This is a genomic window from Streptomyces sp. (genome assembly GCF_019510245.1).
In the GTDB taxonomy this organism is placed as follows: domain Bacteria; phylum Actinomycetota; class Actinomycetes; order Streptomycetales; family Streptomycetaceae; genus Streptomyces.
On the sequence record NZ_JAEKKT010000175.1, the window covers coordinates 1 to 16,294 of the forward strand.

8 protein-coding genes and 2 pseudogenes are annotated in these 16,294 nt (G+C 72.6%); 6 read left to right on the forward strand and 4 right to left on the reverse strand.

Annotated elements, in window-relative coordinates:
- Positions 1-279, forward strand: a pseudogene (locus tag JF597_RS34150) (chitinase); the annotation flags it as partial.
- On the opposite strand, the gene JF597_RS34155 reads toward JF597_RS34150, so the two are convergent.
- Together JF597_RS34155 and gabT are read right to left on the reverse strand one after the other, a co-directional pair.
- Positions 218-1,075 (reverse strand): phosphatase PAP2 family protein, encoded by an 858-nt coding sequence (locus JF597_RS34155; protein WP_294004284.1) that lies wholly within the window; start codon positions 1,073-1,075, stop codon positions 218-220. The pseudogene JF597_RS34150 and the gene JF597_RS34155 overlap by 62 nt on opposite strands.
- Before the next feature lie 223 nt (positions 1,076-1,298).
- Entirely contained in the window at positions 1,299-2,633 is a 1,335-nt protein-coding gene (gene gabT, locus JF597_RS34160) for a 4-aminobutyrate--2-oxoglutarate transaminase (protein ID WP_294004287.1), read from the reverse strand.
- Positions 2,634-2,975: 342 nt separating this feature from the next.
- On the opposite strand from gabT, the gene JF597_RS34165 reads away from it, so the two are divergent.
- Complete coding sequence (locus JF597_RS34165) at positions 2,976-4,940, forward strand: ATP-binding protein (RefSeq protein ID WP_294004290.1); 1,965 nt, start codon at positions 2,976-2,978, stop codon at positions 4,938-4,940.
- Between the two features lie 147 nt (positions 4,941-5,087).
- Positions 5,088-6,656, forward strand: coding sequence for a PucR family transcriptional regulator (locus tag JF597_RS34170; RefSeq protein ID WP_294004293.1), 1,569 nt, complete (start codon positions 5,088-5,090; stop codon positions 6,654-6,656).
- Between the two features lie 179 nt (positions 6,657-6,835).
- On the opposite strand, the gene JF597_RS34175 is transcribed toward JF597_RS34170, so the two are convergent.
- Positions 6,836-7,711: an NmrA family NAD(P)-binding protein gene (locus JF597_RS34175; protein ID WP_294004296.1), complete on the reverse strand. Its 876-nt coding sequence runs from the start codon at positions 7,709-7,711 to the stop codon at positions 6,836-6,838.
- Positions 7,712-7,935: 224 nt separating this feature from the next.
- Between JF597_RS34175 and JF597_RS34180 the strand changes: the two genes are divergently transcribed.
- From JF597_RS34180 to JF597_RS34190, 3 genes and pseudogenes are all read left to right on the forward strand, one after another.
- On the forward strand, positions 7,936-8,592 hold the full coding sequence (locus tag JF597_RS34180; protein ID WP_294004298.1) for a TetR/AcrR family transcriptional regulator: 657 nt from the start codon (positions 7,936-7,938) through the stop codon (positions 8,590-8,592).
- Between the two features lie 388 nt (positions 8,593-8,980).
- Positions 8,981-10,361: pseudogene (locus tag JF597_RS34185) on the forward strand (aldehyde dehydrogenase family protein).
- 239 nt (positions 10,362-10,600) lie between these two features.
- On the forward strand, positions 10,601-12,988 hold the full coding sequence (locus tag JF597_RS34190) for an Orn/Lys/Arg decarboxylase N-terminal domain-containing protein (protein WP_294004300.1): 2,388 nt from the start codon (positions 10,601-10,603) through the stop codon (positions 12,986-12,988).
- A 124-nt stretch (positions 12,989-13,112) separates the two neighbouring features.
- On the opposite strand, the gene JF597_RS34195 is transcribed toward JF597_RS34190, so the two are convergent.
- Positions 13,113-15,956, reverse strand: coding sequence for a glycoside hydrolase family 3 protein (locus JF597_RS34195; protein WP_294004303.1), 2,844 nt, complete (start codon positions 15,954-15,956; stop codon positions 13,113-13,115).
- Positions 15,957-16,294 lie beyond the last annotated feature (338 nt).

Consider the following 16,294-nt stretch of genomic DNA (forward strand, 5'->3'; position numbering starts at 1 on the left):
GGCTTCCCGGTGGCGGGCGACGCCGGCAACGTCTTCCCGCCGCTGCGCCCCGACCAGATCGCGATCGGCATGCCGGCGTCGACGAACGCGGGCAACGGCTACCTGGCCCCGTCCGAGGTCACCAAGGCCCTGGACTGCCTGACGAAGAAGACCAACTGCGGCTCGTACAGCACCCACGGCACCTGGCCCGCCCTGCGCGGCCTGATGACCTGGTCGATCAACTGGGACCGGTTCTCGAACTGGGAGTTCCAGAAGAACTTCGACGCGTACTTCGGCTGAGCAGCAGTCCCAGCGCCGTCAGCAGGACGGTGGCCAGGCACCAGCTGGCCACCACGTCCAGCGGCCAGTGGTAGCCGCGGCGGACCAGGCCGTAGGAGACGCCGAGGACGAGCGCCGCGCAGCCGGCGACGGCGGCCCGGCGGGCGGCGGCCGACGCGAGCCAGGGGAGGAGGAGCAGGGTCGCGGAGCCGTACGCGATCGCCGCCGTGGCCGTGTGGCCGGAGGGGAAGTAGCCGACCGCCGGGGGCACCACGGGGGTCCCCGGCCGGGCGGTCCAGTCCTTGAGCGGCACGACGACCGCCGGGACGAGGGCCATCAGGACGGCGGCGGCCGTGGGCGGCAGCCACCACCGGTCTGTACCGGTGACACGGCCGCGCCGGGCGACGAACGCGACGACGAACACCAGGACCGGGACCGCGATCTGTACGTTCCCCAGGTCCGAGAGGAGTTCGGAGAACCGGTCCGGATGGACGAGTGCGCTGCTCAGGCGGCTGTCCAGACGGAGCAGCGGGCCGTGGGCCACGACCTGCCAGGTGATCAGCGCGAAGAGGAGGGCCGGAAGGCCCACGAGTCCCAGGAGTCCCGCGAGGGGAAGACGGAGGAAGGAGGTCGGCCGCCCCGGAACAGGGGGGGTGGTTCCGGGGCGGCCGTCCGGACCGGAACGCCGCGCGCCCCGGGGGGTTTGGGGCGGGCGACCGTCCGATCGGTGAGGAGATCCGGAGCCGGAGGCACCGGTTGTGTGCGCGAGGGCACGACCAGGTCGAAGCTGGGGAGGCCCCGGCCTGAAATCGCCCACAGTCCCCTGTGGGCGGGGTGTATCTCTCATCTGGGTAGAACCTACGGCAGGGTCCGGTGCGGCGACAGGCGGAATCGCGTCCCGCCATCCACCTCGCACACCTTCTTCACACGGCCTGACGGGGGCCGCCCCAGCCCCCCGCATCACGCCAGGTGGGAGGGGTCGGGGCGGTGGTGGCACACGGGTTCGGGTCCCTGTGGGCCTGCTGGGAGAAGCCTGTGGCTCAGATGCGAGCGAAGGCCTGCTCGATGATGTCGAGGCCCTCGTTGAGCAGGTCCTCGCCGATGACCAGCGGGGGCAGGAAGCGGAGCACGTTGCCGTAGGTGCCACAGGTCAGGACCAGCAGTCCCTCCTGGTGGCAGGCCTTGGCGAGGGCCGCGGTGGCCTCCGGGTTCGGCTCCTTGGTGGCACGGTCCTTGACCAGCTCGATGGCGATCATCGCGCCCCGGCCGCGGACGTCGCCGATGACGTCGAACTTCTCGGCCATGGCGGTGAGGCGGGGCTTCATGACCGCCTCGATCTGCTTCGCCTTGGCGTTGAGGTCGAGCTCCTTCATGGTCTCGATGGCCCCGAGCGCACCGGCGCAGGCGACCGGGTTGCCGCCGTAGGTGCCACCGAGCCCGCCGGCGTGCGCGGCGTCCATGATCTCGGCGCGGCCGGTCACGGCGGCCAGCGGCAGACCGCCGGCGATGCCCTTGGCCGTGGTGATCAGGTCCGGGACGATGCCCTCGTCCTCGCACGCGAACCACTGTCCCGTACGGCAGAACCCGGACTGGATCTCGTCCGCGACGAACACGATCCCGTTGTCCTCGGCGAACTGGCTGATCGCCGGCAGGAAGCCCTTGGCCGGCTCGATGAAGCCGCCCTCGCCGAGCACCGGCTCGATGATGATCGCGGCGACGTTGTCGGCGCCGATCTGCTTGCTGATCTGGTCGACGGCCTGCCTGGCGGCCTCGGGACCGGCGTTCTCCGGCCCGGTCGGCCAGCGGTAGGCGTAGGCGACCGGGACCCGGTACACCTCCGGCGCGAACGGACCGAAGCCGTTCTTGTACGGCATGTTCTTCGAGGTCAGCGCCATGGTGAGGTTGGTCCGGCCGTGGTAGCCGTGGTCGAACACGACGACGGCCTGGCGCTTGGTGTACGCGCGCGCGATCTTCACGGCGTTCTCGACGGCCTCGGCGCCGGAGTTGAACAGCGCCGACTTCTTGGCGTGGTCACCCGGGGTGAGCTCCGCGAGGGCCTCGGCGACCTCCACGTAGCCCTCGTACGGGGTGACCATGAAACAGGTGTGGGTGAAGTCGGCCAGCTGGGCGCTCGCGCGGCGTACGACGGCCTCGGCGGAGGCGCCGACGGAGGTCACGGCGATGCCGGAACCGAAGTCGATGAGGCGGTTGCCGTCGACGTCCTCGATGATCCCGCCGCCCGCGCGCGCGGTGAAGACGGGCAGCACCGAACCCACACCCTGCGCCACCGCGGCGAGACGGCGGGACTGCAGCTCCTGCGACTTCGGGCCGGGTATGGCGGTGACGACGCGACGCTCCTGCGGAAGTGCGGTCATGGGGGCTCCCTGATGAGTGGTGCGAACCGATGCGTGCCGGGCGCGTCCCGTCCGGTTGCTCCGGTGGTGCGTTTTCGGACGCTTTCCTTCTTTCTTCGCAGGCTAGGGCCGGGGGTGGGAGGTGGGCATGCTCCATGTGGGCGTTGTCGGAGAGTGACGTTGTCCGTGTTGGACATAGTGCGGTCGGCGGGATCGTGGCCGAGCGGTCGGCCCCTCGGCCGCGTAAGCGGTGAACTCCCCTTGCGGGGGCGTTAGATTGGCCGCTGACGGTGGACGGAAGAACGGCTGGTCAGGGAGCGAGAGCGATGGACAGCGACGGGACGCGGGACACGCGGCGTACACATGCGAATCCTGTACCGGCCCCGGGCCGAGCAGGAACCCGAGGAGCTGCCCACCCGGCAACTGCTCAGCGGCGCCCTCATCGCCTTCCTCGTGGGGTGGCTGGTCTGGTCCCTGTTGACGCACGGGTACCTGGGGGCCTGGTGGGGTCTGCCGCTCCAGCTGCTTCTCCCCGCCTCGTGGCAGGGCGCGAACGCGACGATCTCACCGACCGCGACCCGCTTCATCTACGAGGGGTACACGTACCTGGTCGCTCTCACGATCATGCTCGTGGTCGGCAGGCTCGGCCGGTGGGGCGAGGTGTGGAGGCGGTTCGTGGCGCCCCGGTTCAGGCCCGCGATGTCCGCGGTGTCCCGCCAGGAGCCTCCGCCGCCGTCGGAGGACCCCGCGCAGTGGCCCCACCTCCGTGCCGCCGGGGCCGACGCCGCCGCCGACCGGCTTGCCGGTGAGGCGCGCAGCGGCCTGATGCGGGACGTGGACCACGCCCGGATCGCCCGCGCCTGGCAGGGCGTACGCAGCGGCCGGCACAGCATGGCCACCTTCACCGCCGCCGTGGTCAAGGACGGCGCCGCCGCCTGCCTGCACCCCTCCGGCGAACGCGACCTGCCCGCCCGGCACGCCCGCCACGACCTGGTCACCGGCCAGGTCCGGCTCGGCACCACGGCCGAGGACCCCCGCAACCCCTACCGGTACCGGGGCACCGGCCTCGCCCTCGGCCCCGAACTGCTCGGCACCTCGCTGCTCGCCGTCGGCCCGGCCGGCTCCGGCAAGACCGGCAGCCTGGTCCGCCCGCTCGCCGAGTCGCTCTGCCTGCACGCGCTGGCCGGCCGCGCCTCCGTCGTCGTCGTCGGCGCGGCCGGTGCCGGCCTCGGACCCGCCGACGCCTACGACGTCGTCGTCCGCATCGCCCACCCCGAGTCCGTCTACGACCTCGACCTGTACGGCGGCACCACCGACCCCGACGAGGCCGCCGCCATAATCGCCGAGGCCCTGGTCGGCGACCTCGCCGACCCGCACCCCGGCAGCGACAGCCGCCGCTCCACCACCGTCCTCGCCCAGCTGCTCGGCCCCTTCAGGGCGGTGCACGGCCGCTTCCCCTCCGTCCCGGAACTCCGCCAGCTCCTCGACGGCGCCCCCGGCCCGCTCGCCGCACTCCGCAAGGCGCTGACCACGACCGGCCACGAGTCGCTGCTGCGCGAGCTGGACGCGCGGGAACGCCAGATGGGACACCCGGGGGACGTCGGCGCGGTCCTCGCCGACCGCATCGCGCTCCTCGACCGCCCCGCCTTCGCCGGCTTCTTCGACACCTCCGGCCAGTCCCGCCCCTTCTCGCTCAAGGCCCTCGACCACCCGGTCCGGGTCCGCATCGACCTGCCCGAGCGCGGCCACGCGGACGCCTCCCGCATCCTGGCCCGCCTGGTGCTCGCCCAGTTCACGGCGAGCGTCGCGGTGCGGGACGACCGCTCGCTCTTCTCCTGCCTGCTGCTGGACGACGCGACGGGCGTGGTGACGCCGGAGGCGGTCCGCGCGGTCCAGCGCCTGCGTTCCGCCAACGCGGGTGTCGTGCTGACCCTGCGCACCCTGGACGACGTGCCCCGCCCGCTCCGCGGCCCGCTCCTCGGGGCCACCGGCTGCCGCATGGCCTTCGCCGGCCTCACCCCCTGGGACGGCCAGGACTTCGCCGAGGTCTGGGGCAAGGAGTGGACCGAGGCCCGGGACGTCACCGACCGCCAGATCATCGCGGAGACCCCGGCGGGCAAGGCGCTGCACGTCGTGCGCCGGGTGATCACCGGCAAGGCGGCCACGGCACGGGCGGTCACCGTCCGGCAGGTGGAGCGCGAGCGCTGGTCGGCGTCGGAGCTGGCCCACGGGCTGCCTCCGGGCCACGCGGTCCTGTCCCTCACGACGGTCAAGGGCGAGCACGCGCCCCCGCTGCTGGTGGACCTGAGGGCCGGCGGCCGGCTCTGAACACCGGGGCGCACGGGACCGTACAGTGAGGCAGAATCGATAGGGGCCGTTCATACGGGACGGCCAAAGACCACTGCCCTCACTCACGACGCCCAGAAGCTCACGAGGCTCGCGGCGTCACGACCGAAGAGAAGATCTGACGGCCTGATGCCACCGACGCTCGCCTCGCTCGTCCACCACTCCGCGCTCAAGCTGACCGTGCGCGCGGGCGAGGACCGCCTCGACGTGCCCGTGCGCTGGGCCCATGTCAGCGAACTCGCCGACCCGGTGCCGTACATGGAGGGCGGGGAACTGCTCCTGATCACCGCGCTGAAGCTGGACGCGGAGGATCCGGAGGCGATGCGCAAGTACGTGAAGCGCCTGGTCGGAGCCGGGGTGGTCGGCCTCGGCTTCGCGGTCGGCGTCAACTACGACGAGATCCCGAAGGCCCTGGTCGACGCGGCGGACCACGAGGGCCTGCCGCTGCTGGAGGTACCGCGCCGCACCCCGTTCCTCGCCATCAGCAAGGCGGTCTCGGCGGCGATAGCGGCCGACCAGTACCGGGCGGTGACGGCGGGCTTCGCCGCCCAGCGCGAACTGACCAGGCAGGCGCTGAACGCCGGCCCGGAGGGCCTGCTCGCCGCGCTCGCCGCGCAGGTGGACGGCTGGGCGGCGCTGTACGACGCGTCGGGCGCGGTCGTCGCGACGGCACCGGAGTGGGCGGGACGCCGGGCGGCGCGCCTGACGGCGGAGGTGGAGCGGCTCAGGGAGCGCCCGGCACCGGCGTCCTCGGTGGTCGGCGGCCCCGACAACGAGGACCGGGTCGAACTGCACTCCCTCGGCACCGGCCGCCGCCCGAGGGCCGCCCTGGCGGTCGGCACGGCCTCGGCGCTGGGCACGGCGGAGCGTTACGCCGTCCACTCCGCGATCGCCCTCCTCACCCTCACGACGGAACGCTCCCGCTCGCTGCACGCGGCCGAGCAGCGGGTCGGGGCGGCAGTGCTGCGCATGCTGCTCGCCGGTCAGCCCGACCACGCCCGGGGAGTCGCCGGGGACCTGTACGGCGGGCTGCTCGACGCCCCGTTCCGGGTGATCGTCGCCGACGCGGGCGGTGAGCTGCTGGCCGGTCTCGCCGAGGCGGTGGAGTCGGCCGCGGCCCGTTCCGGAGAGGCGGTGCTGGTGGTGCCGGAGGGGGAGCGGCTGGTGGTGCTGGCCGCGGACGGGGGTGCGGCGGTGACCGCGTGCGTGGAGTACGCGGCGGCGCGGGAGGCCGCGCGGGCGGTGCCGGCGGAGCAGAGCGGCGGCGAGGACGACGAAGTGGTCGTCGGCCTGTCCGCCCCGTCCGGCCCGATCGCCGCGGCGGCCGCCTACAAGCAGGCCGAACAGGCGCTGTCCGTGGCCCGGCGCAGGGGCCGGGTCCTGGTCGAGCACGACCAGCTGGCGTCCGGCTCGGTCCTGCCCCTCCTCGCCGACGACGCGGTGAAGGCGTTCGCCGACGGTCTGCTCAGGGCGCTGTACGAGCACGACGCGACCGGCCGGGGAGACCTGGTGGCCTCCCTCCGGGCCTGGCTCTCCCGGCACGGCCAGTGGGACGCGGCGGCGGCCGACCTCGGCGTCCACCGCCACACGCTCCGCTACCGGATGCGAAGGGTGGAGGAGATCCTGGGCCGCTCCCTGGACGACGCCGACGTCCGGATGGAACTGTGGCTGGCCCTGAAGGCGACGTCCGTGGAGTAGCCACCGGAGGCGGTTCGGCGAGTTCGCGCCGGGACCGCAGGAGAGCTACGCGTGCACGGGTCAGGTCATGCGAACGGTGTCGGCCGGCTCTCCGCCGGAGTGTCCGACACCGGCGCTCGGCATCGAGCCTCCTTGGTCGTGGTCGGTGATGAACCAGCGGCTCGATGTCTTCTCGGTCATCAGGTGGTGGGCAGGTCGAAGGCCGCGCGGTTCTGTGCGATGAAGCCCTCGACGTCGAGGGGGTCGCTGCCGCCGATCGTCTTCACCAGGGCGTTGGTGCCGGCGAAGACGCCGTTGCGGTAGTCGACGGCCACGGCGAGCAGGTGCTGGATCAGGTGGTCGGGGGCGCCGCGCCCGCGCAGGATGGCGGCGAACTCGTCGAGTTCGATGGGCACGTAGGTGACCTCACGGTCCAGCGCGCGCGACATCTTCTCGGCGATCTCGTAGTGGTCGAGCTCCTCGGCTCCGTACAGCGGGTAGATCCGGCCGGCGTGCGGGGCGGGGTCCTCCAGGATGGCCGCGATCACTTTCGCCTGGTCGCTCTCCGCGATGGGGGCGTGGCGTCCGTCGGCGAACGGCAGGCGCAGTTCGCCGGTTCCGTCGGCCCAGGTGTCGATCAGCCACTGGGCGAAGAAGGTCGGGCGGATGTGGGTGACGGGGACCGGGGCGCGGTCCAGGACGCGTTCGGCGACCCAGTGCCGGCGTGCCGCGTTGCTGGCGGTGTGACGGCGGGCGGAGACCTGGGACATGTTCACGATCGCCTGGACCCCGCTCTCCTCCGCCGCCTGGGCCACGTTCGCGGTGGCGTCCATCAGGCCGGGGCGGATCGGATAGGTGAAGTACAGGGCGTCGATCCCCGTGGTTGCCCGGGCCAGGGAGTCCAGGTCGAGGACGTCGCCTTCCACGACGTCCGCTCCCAGGGCGGCGAGCCGCTCGGCGCGCCCGTCGAGGCCGCGGACGAGTGCGCGGACGCGGTGGCCGCGCTTGAGCAGGAGTTCGGTGGTCTGGCCGCCGGTCTTGCCGGTGGCCCCGATCACGAGGAGGTTGCGTTCCATGGTGCTGATCTCCGTTCTCGAGGCGGAGCTGGGCGGAATTCCAGCGTCAGCTGTACGCGCGGCTGCCGGGCGGGACGGGTGAGAGGCGGTGCCGCCTCCCGTCGGAGCAGGTGGCCGACATCCCCACTCCGGATAAGTGGGCTATCCAGCCCTTTTTTCGTCTCCGTCAGAGAACACCCCTCAGAATGGGTTGTCAAGCCCTTTTTTGGGTTACAGTGGTGGCCATGACCACCAGCAGCCAAGCGCAGGCCCGGAAGCTGACCGCCAAGGGCGCGGCCACCCGCGAGCGCATCGTCAGGGCCGCCGCCGAGCTGATCTACGAACACGGTGCGCAGAACACCAACAACGAGCAGATCCGCGAGGCGGCCGGAGTCAGCGGCTCGCAGCTGACGCGCCACTTCCCCACCAAGGAGTCGCTGGTCCGCGCGGTGCTCGACTGGCAGGCCGACGGCATCGTCGCCCGGCACCGGGCGCCGGAGCTGGGCGAGCTGGACAGCTTCGCCGCGCTGCGCCGGTGGGCCGACTCCTACATCGCCTCGCAGGACATGCTGCACGGCGGGTGCACGTTCGGCTCCCTGGCGGCCGAGGTCGTCAAGAGCGAGCCCGCCCATCGCGACGCCGTGGCCGACGGCTTCGAACGGTGGCAGGCGCTGTTCAGGCGCGGCCTGGACAGGATGCGCGAGCGCGGCGAACTGCGGGCGGAGGCCGACCCGGCGGCGCTCGCCCACCTGCTCACCGCCGCGTTCCAGGGCGGAGCTCTGCTGGACCAGGCGGCCGGCGACTCCACCCCCCTGCGCGACGCGCTGTACGGGGCGCTGGCCTACATCGAGTCGTTCGCCGTACGGCACGGACCCGACGACGGCCCGGCCACTGGCCGGTGACTCCTGGCGGGTCCGGGTCGGCCCGCGTCGACGTGGGGCGCGCCGGTGATGACGGCCGTGTGGCGCGCGGCCGTTCCCGCGGTGTCGTCGTGCTGCTCGCGGGCGGCGTTTCCGCTGGTGGAAGGAGTGCTCGTCCGGCCGCCCCCAAGAAAATCGCGCCGGTGCGCAGCCCCCCGAGCGGGCGGTCGAAGGGGCCCTCGGACGAAAAAGACGGGCCGGGGCGGCGGGAGTGGGGGCACGCGGCCTGCCCCGCATCGTGCCAATCCGGCGTACCCCCCACCCCTACCACTACACCCCGGACAAACGCACCCCCGCCCGCACCGACCTACGGTGGACGCGAACACCCTGCACACAGCCATCCCCAACGCGGAAGGGCCGGGACCCGCACATGACCTCCACCCACGCCTTCTGGCTCGCCGGCCGCCAGGCCACCGGCGAGGACACCTTCGACGTCACCAACCCGTGGGACGCCCGTCTCGTCGGCAAGGTCAGCGTGCCCACCGACGCCCAGGTCGAGGAAGCCGTCGCCGCCGCGTACGCCGTACGGGACGAGTTCGCCGCCACCCCGGCCCACATACGCGCCGCCGCCCTCGACCACGTCAGCCGCCGCCTCGCCGAGCGCACCGAGGAGATCGCCCAGCTGATCTCCGCCGAGAACGGCAAGCCGGTGAAGTGGGCCCGGGGGGAGGTCGGCCGTGCCGTCTCCGTGTTCCGGTTCGCCGCGGAGGAGGCCCGGCGGTTCAACCCCGAAGGGCGTCGTTCTCGGCATCGCGCCCTTCAACTTCCCCCTCAACCTGTGCGCCCACAAGATCGCCCCGGCGATCGCGGCCGGCGTGCCGATCATCCTGAAGCCGGCCCCGGCCACGCCGCTCTCCGGCCTGATCATCGGCGACCTGCTCGCCGAGACCACCGGTCTCCCGGCCGGCTCCTGGTCGATCCTCCCGGTCGCCAACGACAAGATGGCCGCCCTCGTCCAGGACGAGCGCCTCCCGGTCATCTCGTTCACCGGTTCCGAGAAGGTCGGTTACTCGATCATGGACTCGGTGCCCCGCAAGCACTGCACCCTGGAACTCGGCGGCAACGGCGCGGCCGTCGTCCTCGGCGACTACGCGAGCGACGCCGACCTGGACTGGGCCGCGACCCGCATCGCGACCTTCTCCAACTACCAGGGCGGCCAGTCCTGCATCTCGGTGCAGCGGGTCATCGCCGACGCCGCCGTCTACGACCGTCTCCTTCCGCGCATCGTCGCGGCCGTAGAGGCCCAGGTCACCGGCGACCCAGCCGACGACCGGACCGACGTCGGCCCGCTGGTCAGCGAGGCGGCCGCGGAGCGGGTCGAGGCGTGGGTGAAGGAGGCCGTCGAGGCCGGCGCCACCCTGGTCACCGGCGGCGACCGCGACGGCGCCAGCTACGCGCCGACCGTCCTCACCGACGTACCGGAGGACACCACCCTCTCCTGCGAGGAGGTCTTCGGACCCGTCCTCACCGTGCAGAAGGTGAACGGCGAGGACGAGGCGTTCGCCGCCGTCAACGCCTCCAAGTACGGCCTCCAGGCGGGCGTGTTCACCCACGACCTCCAGGGCGCCTTCCGCGCCCACCGTGCCCTCGAGGTCGGCGGTGTCGTGATCGGCGACGTCCCCTCCTACCGTGCCGACCAGATGCCGTACGGCGGCGTGAAGCAGTCCGGCGTCGGCCGCGAGGGCGTCAAGTTCGCGATGGACGACTACACGTACGAGCGCGTCCTGGTCCTCACCGGCCTCGCCCTCTGATCTGCCACGGACGGACCGGAGAGCGACGAGACGGCCGCAGCCCGCTGTGCGGGGGCTGCGGCCGTCTCCCTTCTCACCGGCTTCACCCGGCCGGCGGGACTGCCGCGAAAGTCAACGCCGGGACGGCGGGTTCCGCTGCAGGGGTGGTTTGCCGTCACGGCCGGCGCTCTGCCGACGGGCCGCCAGGACACTGGCCGGTGGGGCGGCCGGGGGCGCCGCCGTGGAAGGCGGGGGAGCCCATGGCCGACAGCAGGATCCTGGTCGCGGTGCCCGAACACCCGCGGGGCGAGGGCGCCGGGTCCCAGCAGTTACGGGCGATCCGGGACGCGATCGAGGCGGGCGGGTTCGAAGTCCGGTGGGCGGTCACGGCCGAGGACGCGGACGCGGTACTGCGCACCGAGGCCGGCCTGGCCGCCGCGCTGGTGGCCTGGGACCTCCCCGGAGCCTGCGGTGACGGGCCCGGCGCCGCGCTCGCCGCGCCGGACGGCACACTCGCCCGGCCGGCCCGCACCCTCGACGGGACTCCGGGCGGCGGCTCCGTACTGCGCCGGATCGGCCGCCGTTTCCGGGACCTGCCGGTCTTCCTGGTGATGACCGGCGAGGGCCTGGGGGAGTTGCCGCTGTGGGTGTCCGAGTCGGTCGTGGGCTACGTCTGGCCGCTGGAGGACACCCCTGGCTTCATCGCGGGCCGCATCACCGCCGCCGCCCGCGCCTACCGGGAATCCGTGCTGCCGCCGTTCTTCCGGGCGCTGCGCCGCTTCGACGACGCCCACGAGTACTCCTGGCACACCCCGGCCCACTCCGGCGGCGTCGCCTTCCTCAAGTCACCTGCGGGGCGCGCCTTCCACGACTACTTCGGGGAGCGGCTGCTGCGCAGCGACCTGTCGATCTCCGTCGAGGAACTGGGCTCGCTGTTCGAGCACACCGGCCCGATCGGCGAGGCGGAGCGCAACGCCGCCCGTGTGTTCGGCTCCGACCTCACCTACTTCGTGCTGCACGGCGACTCGACGTGCAACCGCCTGGTGGGCCATTACAGCGTGACCCGCGACGAGATCGCGCTGGTGGACCGCAACTGCCACAAGTCCGTACTGCACGGCCTGGTCGTCTCGGGCGCCCGGCCGGTCTACCTGGTTCCCACCCGTAACGGCTACGGCCTGGCGGGACCGCTGCCCCCGGCCGAGATCGCCGCCGACGCGGTGGCGGCCCGGATCGCCGCGCACCCGCTCACCGAGGGCGCGGTTTCCCCGCACCCGCAGTACGCGGTGTTCACCAACTCCACCTACGACGGCCTGAGTTACGACGCCGTGCCCGCCGCTCGCGCGCTGGCCGCCAGTACGCCCCGGGTGCACTTCGACGAGGCGTGGTTCGCGTACGCCCGTTTCCACCCGCTCTACGCCGGCCGCTACGGAATGTCGGTGGGCGAGGAGACCTTCCCCGGCCCGGACCGCCCGACCGTGTTCGCCACCCAGTCCACGCACAAGCTGCTGGCGGCGTTGTCGCAGAGCGCGATGGTGCACGTGCGGCCCGCACCGCGGGCACCGGTCGAGCACGACCGGTTCAACGAGGCGCTGATGATGCACGGCACCACCTCGCCCCTCTATCCGATGATCGCCTCGCTCGACGTGGCGACGGCCATGATGGACGGCCCACAGGGCGAGTGGCTGATCGACGAGGCCGTCACCGAGGCGATCCGCTTCCGGCAGGAGATGGTGCGGCTGGGACGGCGGATCGAGAGCGCCGGGGACCGGCCGCCGTGGTTCTTCGGGGTGTGGCAACCGGACACGGTCACCGACCCGGCGACCGGCGACCGGCTGAGGTTCGAGGAAGCCCCGCCGGAGCTGCTGCGCACCGACCAGTCCTGCTGGCTGCTGGAGCCGGGCGCCGACTGGCACGGATTCCCCGGGCTGACCGAGGGCCACACCATGCTGGACCCCATCAAGGTCACGCTGACCTGCCCGGGGATCAGCGCCACCGGCGAGATGACCGAGGAGGGCATCCCGGCCCGGGTGCTCACCGCCTATCTGGGCACCCGCAAGATCGTCGTGGAGAAGACCGACAGCTACACCACCCTGATCCTGTTCTCCATGGGCATCACCAAGGGCAAGTGGGGCACCCTGCTGGACGCCCTGACGGATTTCAAGGCCCTCTACGACGCCGACGCCCCACTGGAGCGGGTCCTGCCGGAGGCCGTCGCCGCGCACCCCCGCCGGTACGCGGGCCTGACCCTGCGCGCGCTGTGCCAGGACATGCACGAGCAACTGCGCTCCGCGCGCCTGGTGGAGCTTCTGGACACGGCCTTCCAGCAGCTCCCGCAGCCCGTGGCGCCACCTCAGCACTGTTACCAGCGGCTGGTGCGGGGAGGCACCGAGCGTATCCGGATCTCGGAGGCGGCGGGCCGGGTGGCCGCCGCCATGGTGACCGTCACCCCGCCGGGCATCCCGGTCCTGATGCCGGGCGAGTCGACCGGCGCCCCCGACGGCCCGCTGCTGCGTTACCTGACAGCCCTGGAGTCCTTCGACCGCCGTTTCCCCGGCTTCCGCAGCGAGACCCACGGCGTGACCATCGACGAGGACACCGGCGACTACCTGATCGAGTGCCTGTCCCTGGACGGGGAGCCGCACCCGTAGCACTCGCCCGGGCCTGTCGGCCGGCTCGACCGGTCTCCGGCTGACGGGAAGCACTTCGGGTAGGGGCCGGGCACCGGTGCCTCCCGGTGCCCGGCCCCTACCCCTTGCCGGCCGCTCCGGACCCTCAACCGGAGAAGCCGACGTGCGCGAGCCGTAGCGTCCCGCGCAGTCCGAGGTGGAGGTCGTGCACGCCCTCGGCGGCGAGCGGGGCCGTGAGCGTGGTGTAGGTGTACGCGTCGGCGGTCGGCTCGTCGAGGACCAGTACGGCCACCGGCGGGCCGCCGTCGAGGGAGAGCTCCAACCTGCCCGTGCCCGACACCCGTGCGGCCACCTCGGTCACCCCCTTGCCGAAGTCGCAGTCCCGGTAGACGAGTTCTCCCGGACCGCCGCCCTCGGGCGTCACCGCGTCGCCGTCCGTCCTCGTGCGGTCCACGATCGCGATGCCCGACCGCTCGTCGAAGTCGGCCGCCGCCAGGCCGGGTTCGGAGGCGACGGCCCGCGGCGCCGCCGGCTCGCCGTCCAGGACCACGGTCGTACGCAGCCGGATGTCCGCGCTGGACGCGCCCACCAGTACGTCGTACGCACCGCCCTCCAGGCGCCGTCCGCCGCGTGCCACGTCCCAGAACTCGAAGGCGGAGAGCGGGACTTCGAAGGTCACGCCGGTCCGCTCGCCGGGGCGCAGGGCGAGCCGCCGGTGGGCGAGGAGTTCGCGGCGCGGGCGTACCGAGGACGGCTCGACGGCCCGGGTGTAGAGCTGGGCCACCTCGTCCGCCGGTACGTCGCCGGTGTTGGCGACCGTGAAGGAGACGCGGAGCGCTCCGTCCGTCACCTCGGTCGCCAGGTCCGCGTAGGAGAAGGACGCGTAGGACAGGCCGTGGCCGAACGGGAAGAGCGGGGCGCCCTCGAAGTAGAGGTAGGTCTGGCGGGCGCCCAGCACGTCGTAGTCGAGCAGGTCCGGAAGGTCCGCGTCTGAGGCGTACCAGGTCTGCGGGAGGCGGCCCGCGGGGGAGACGTCACCGGCCAGCACGCGGGCGAGCGCGGTACCGGCCGCCTGGCCGCCGTGGGCCGTCCAGAGCACGGCCGGCAGCTGGGCCGCGTCCACCGCGTACGGGTACGACGACACCAGCGCCAGCACCGTGGCCGGGTTCGCCGCGCGGGCGGCCCGCAGGAGGCGCTCCTGGTGCGGGGGCAGGGCGAGGGTCGTACGGTCCTCGGTCTCGCGGCCGTTGATGTGCGGGTCGTTGCCCGCCACCACCAGGACCGCGTCGGCCGCGGCGGCCACCCTGGTGACGGCGTCCGAACCGCGTTCGACGATGATCAACTCGAAGATCGAGGCGTTTTCGGCGGCAACCTTCACCCCGTCGGCGGCGACAGAGACGTGGCGACCCGTGCCGAGGTGCCGGAGGAGGTGACCGTTCTCGTGGGGTTCCAGGCGGAACGTCTCCTGGACGACCCAGCCGCCTGGCTGGTCCGCGGCGGCGCGGACGAAGCCGTCCTCGGCGACGGAGAGGTAGCGGCCGTCCGGGGCGCGCAGCGTCAGCACCCCCTCGCCCCAGTCGACGAGGGCGAGTTCGGTGCCGGTGGCGTCGGTGGTCAGCGGGGGCAGGTCCGTGCGGCCCGCGAGCAGCGCCGGGTCCAGGGCGCCCGCCGCGCCGCGCACCTCCTCGGCGGCCTCGGGAGCGGGCGGCACGTGCAGGAAGGTGCCGTCCGCGAGCCGCAGCCGGACCCGGTCCACCCCCTCCGCGAACTCCACGCGCTCCGCGCCGAACCGCTCGTACAGGCCCTCCAGGGGAGTGGAGCGGTGCATCAGGGTGCCGCTGTACCAGTCGAGCTTGCACTCGTCGGCGAGCAGACCGACCACGGCGATCCGGGTGTCGTGGGCGAGCGGCAGCAGGTCCCCGTCGTTCTTGAGGAGCACGACCGCCTGTTCCGCCGCCTCCTGGGCGAGGGCGCGGTGGGCCGGGGTGTCGAACTCGGCGGCCCCCGGGTGCGGGTCGTCGTGCGGGTCGAACTCCCCGAGGCGGAAGCGGACCGAGAGCTGGCGGCGGACCGCCGTGTCGATGTCCTTCTCCGTCAGCAGGCCCTGGGCGAGTGCCCCGTTGACCCGGGCGATGATCTGCGCGCTGTCCGTGCCGTGGTCGGTGAAGCTGTCGACGCCGGCGAGCAGCGCGGCCGCCGTCGCTTCCTCGTGCGTGGCGAAGTAGTGCTCGTGGTCGACCAGGTTGCTGGGCGCGCCGGCGTCCGAGCAGACCAGCAGCTCCTCGTCGGTCCAGTTGCGCAACTGCTCGCGCAGGTACGGGGAGACGTGGTTGGGGCGGCCGTTGACCAGGTTGTACGCGGGCATCACCCCGGCCACCGCGCCCGCCTCCACGGTCTCCCGGAAGGCGCGCAGGTCGTACTCGTGCAGGACGCGCGGGCGGACCGAGGAGGAGGAAGTGGCCCGGTCCGTCTCGTTGTTGTGGGCCAGCCAGTGCTTCAGGACGGGGGCCGTGCGCCAGTACACCGGGTGGTCGCCGCGCAGGCCGCGGGTGTAGGCGGTGGCGATGGCGGAGGTCAGCTTCGGGTCCTCGGAGTAGCCCTCCTCGTTGCGGCCCCACAACGGATGGCGGAGCAGGTTCACCGTCGGGGCCCAGACGTTGAGGCCGACCCGGTCGTCGTGGGCCCGCATCGCCCGGACCTCCTTGGACACGGCCTCCCCGACCCGTCGTACGAGATCGGTGTTCCAGGTCGCGCCGAGCCCCACCGCCTGCGGGAACACCGTCGCCGGGCCCATCCAGGCCACCCCGTGCAGAGCCTCCTGCCCGGTGCGGAACGCGGCGATGCCCAGCCGCTCGACGGCGGGCGTGAACTGGTGCAGGAAGGAGACCTTCTCGTCCAGGGTGAGCCGGGTCAGCAGATCGTCGATGCGCTTCGCGAACGGCAGACGAGGATCGCGGAAAGGCGGCGTAGGCGGCGTTTGAGCGGTCACGTGCGGTTCCCCTTGCGATGGAGCGACGAGGAGCTTTCGAAGCGCTTCGATGCTCATTCGGCGCAGGGGTGGGTGTCAAGAGACGCTCACCGATATTTCAAGCGGCACATAACCAGAGGTCACCCCTGACACCTCGGAGGAATCTTGGAAGCGACCCTTGTGCACCCCCGAGTGTTCACTTAACCTCGCAGCAACATCGAAGCGCTTCGACTACCCGGGCCCCTGCAGGACGCAGCACGGGGACGCACGACAGAGGTCGGGGACAGCTTCCGCTCAGCCAGTTCCACTCGAGACACCGCAGCCGACGGCCACCGCCGGGTGTCCTGGTGCGCCATGAA

Excerpts from the sequence above, each read along its gene's own strand:
- JF597_RS34170 (WP_294004293.1), top strand. The coding sequence starts at position 5,088 with ATGCCACCGACGCTCGCCTCGCTCGTCCACCACTCCGCGCTCAAGCTG.
- JF597_RS34190 (WP_294004300.1), top strand. The coding sequence starts at position 10,601 with ATGGCCGACAGCAGGATCCTGGTCGCGGTGCCCGAACACCCGCGGGGC.
- JF597_RS34180 (WP_294004298.1), top strand. The coding sequence starts at position 7,936 with ATGACCACCAGCAGCCAAGCGCAGGCCCGGAAGCTGACCGCCAAGGGC.
- JF597_RS34165 (WP_294004290.1), top strand. The coding sequence starts at position 2,976 with ATGCGAATCCTGTACCGGCCCCGGGCCGAGCAGGAACCCGAGGAGCTG.
- gabT (WP_294004287.1), bottom strand. The coding sequence starts at position 2,633 with ATGACCGCACTTCCGCAGGAGCGTCGCGTCGTCACCGCCATACCCGGC.
- JF597_RS34175 (WP_294004296.1), bottom strand. The coding sequence starts at position 7,711 with ATGGAACGCAACCTCCTCGTGATCGGGGCCACCGGCAAGACCGGCGGC.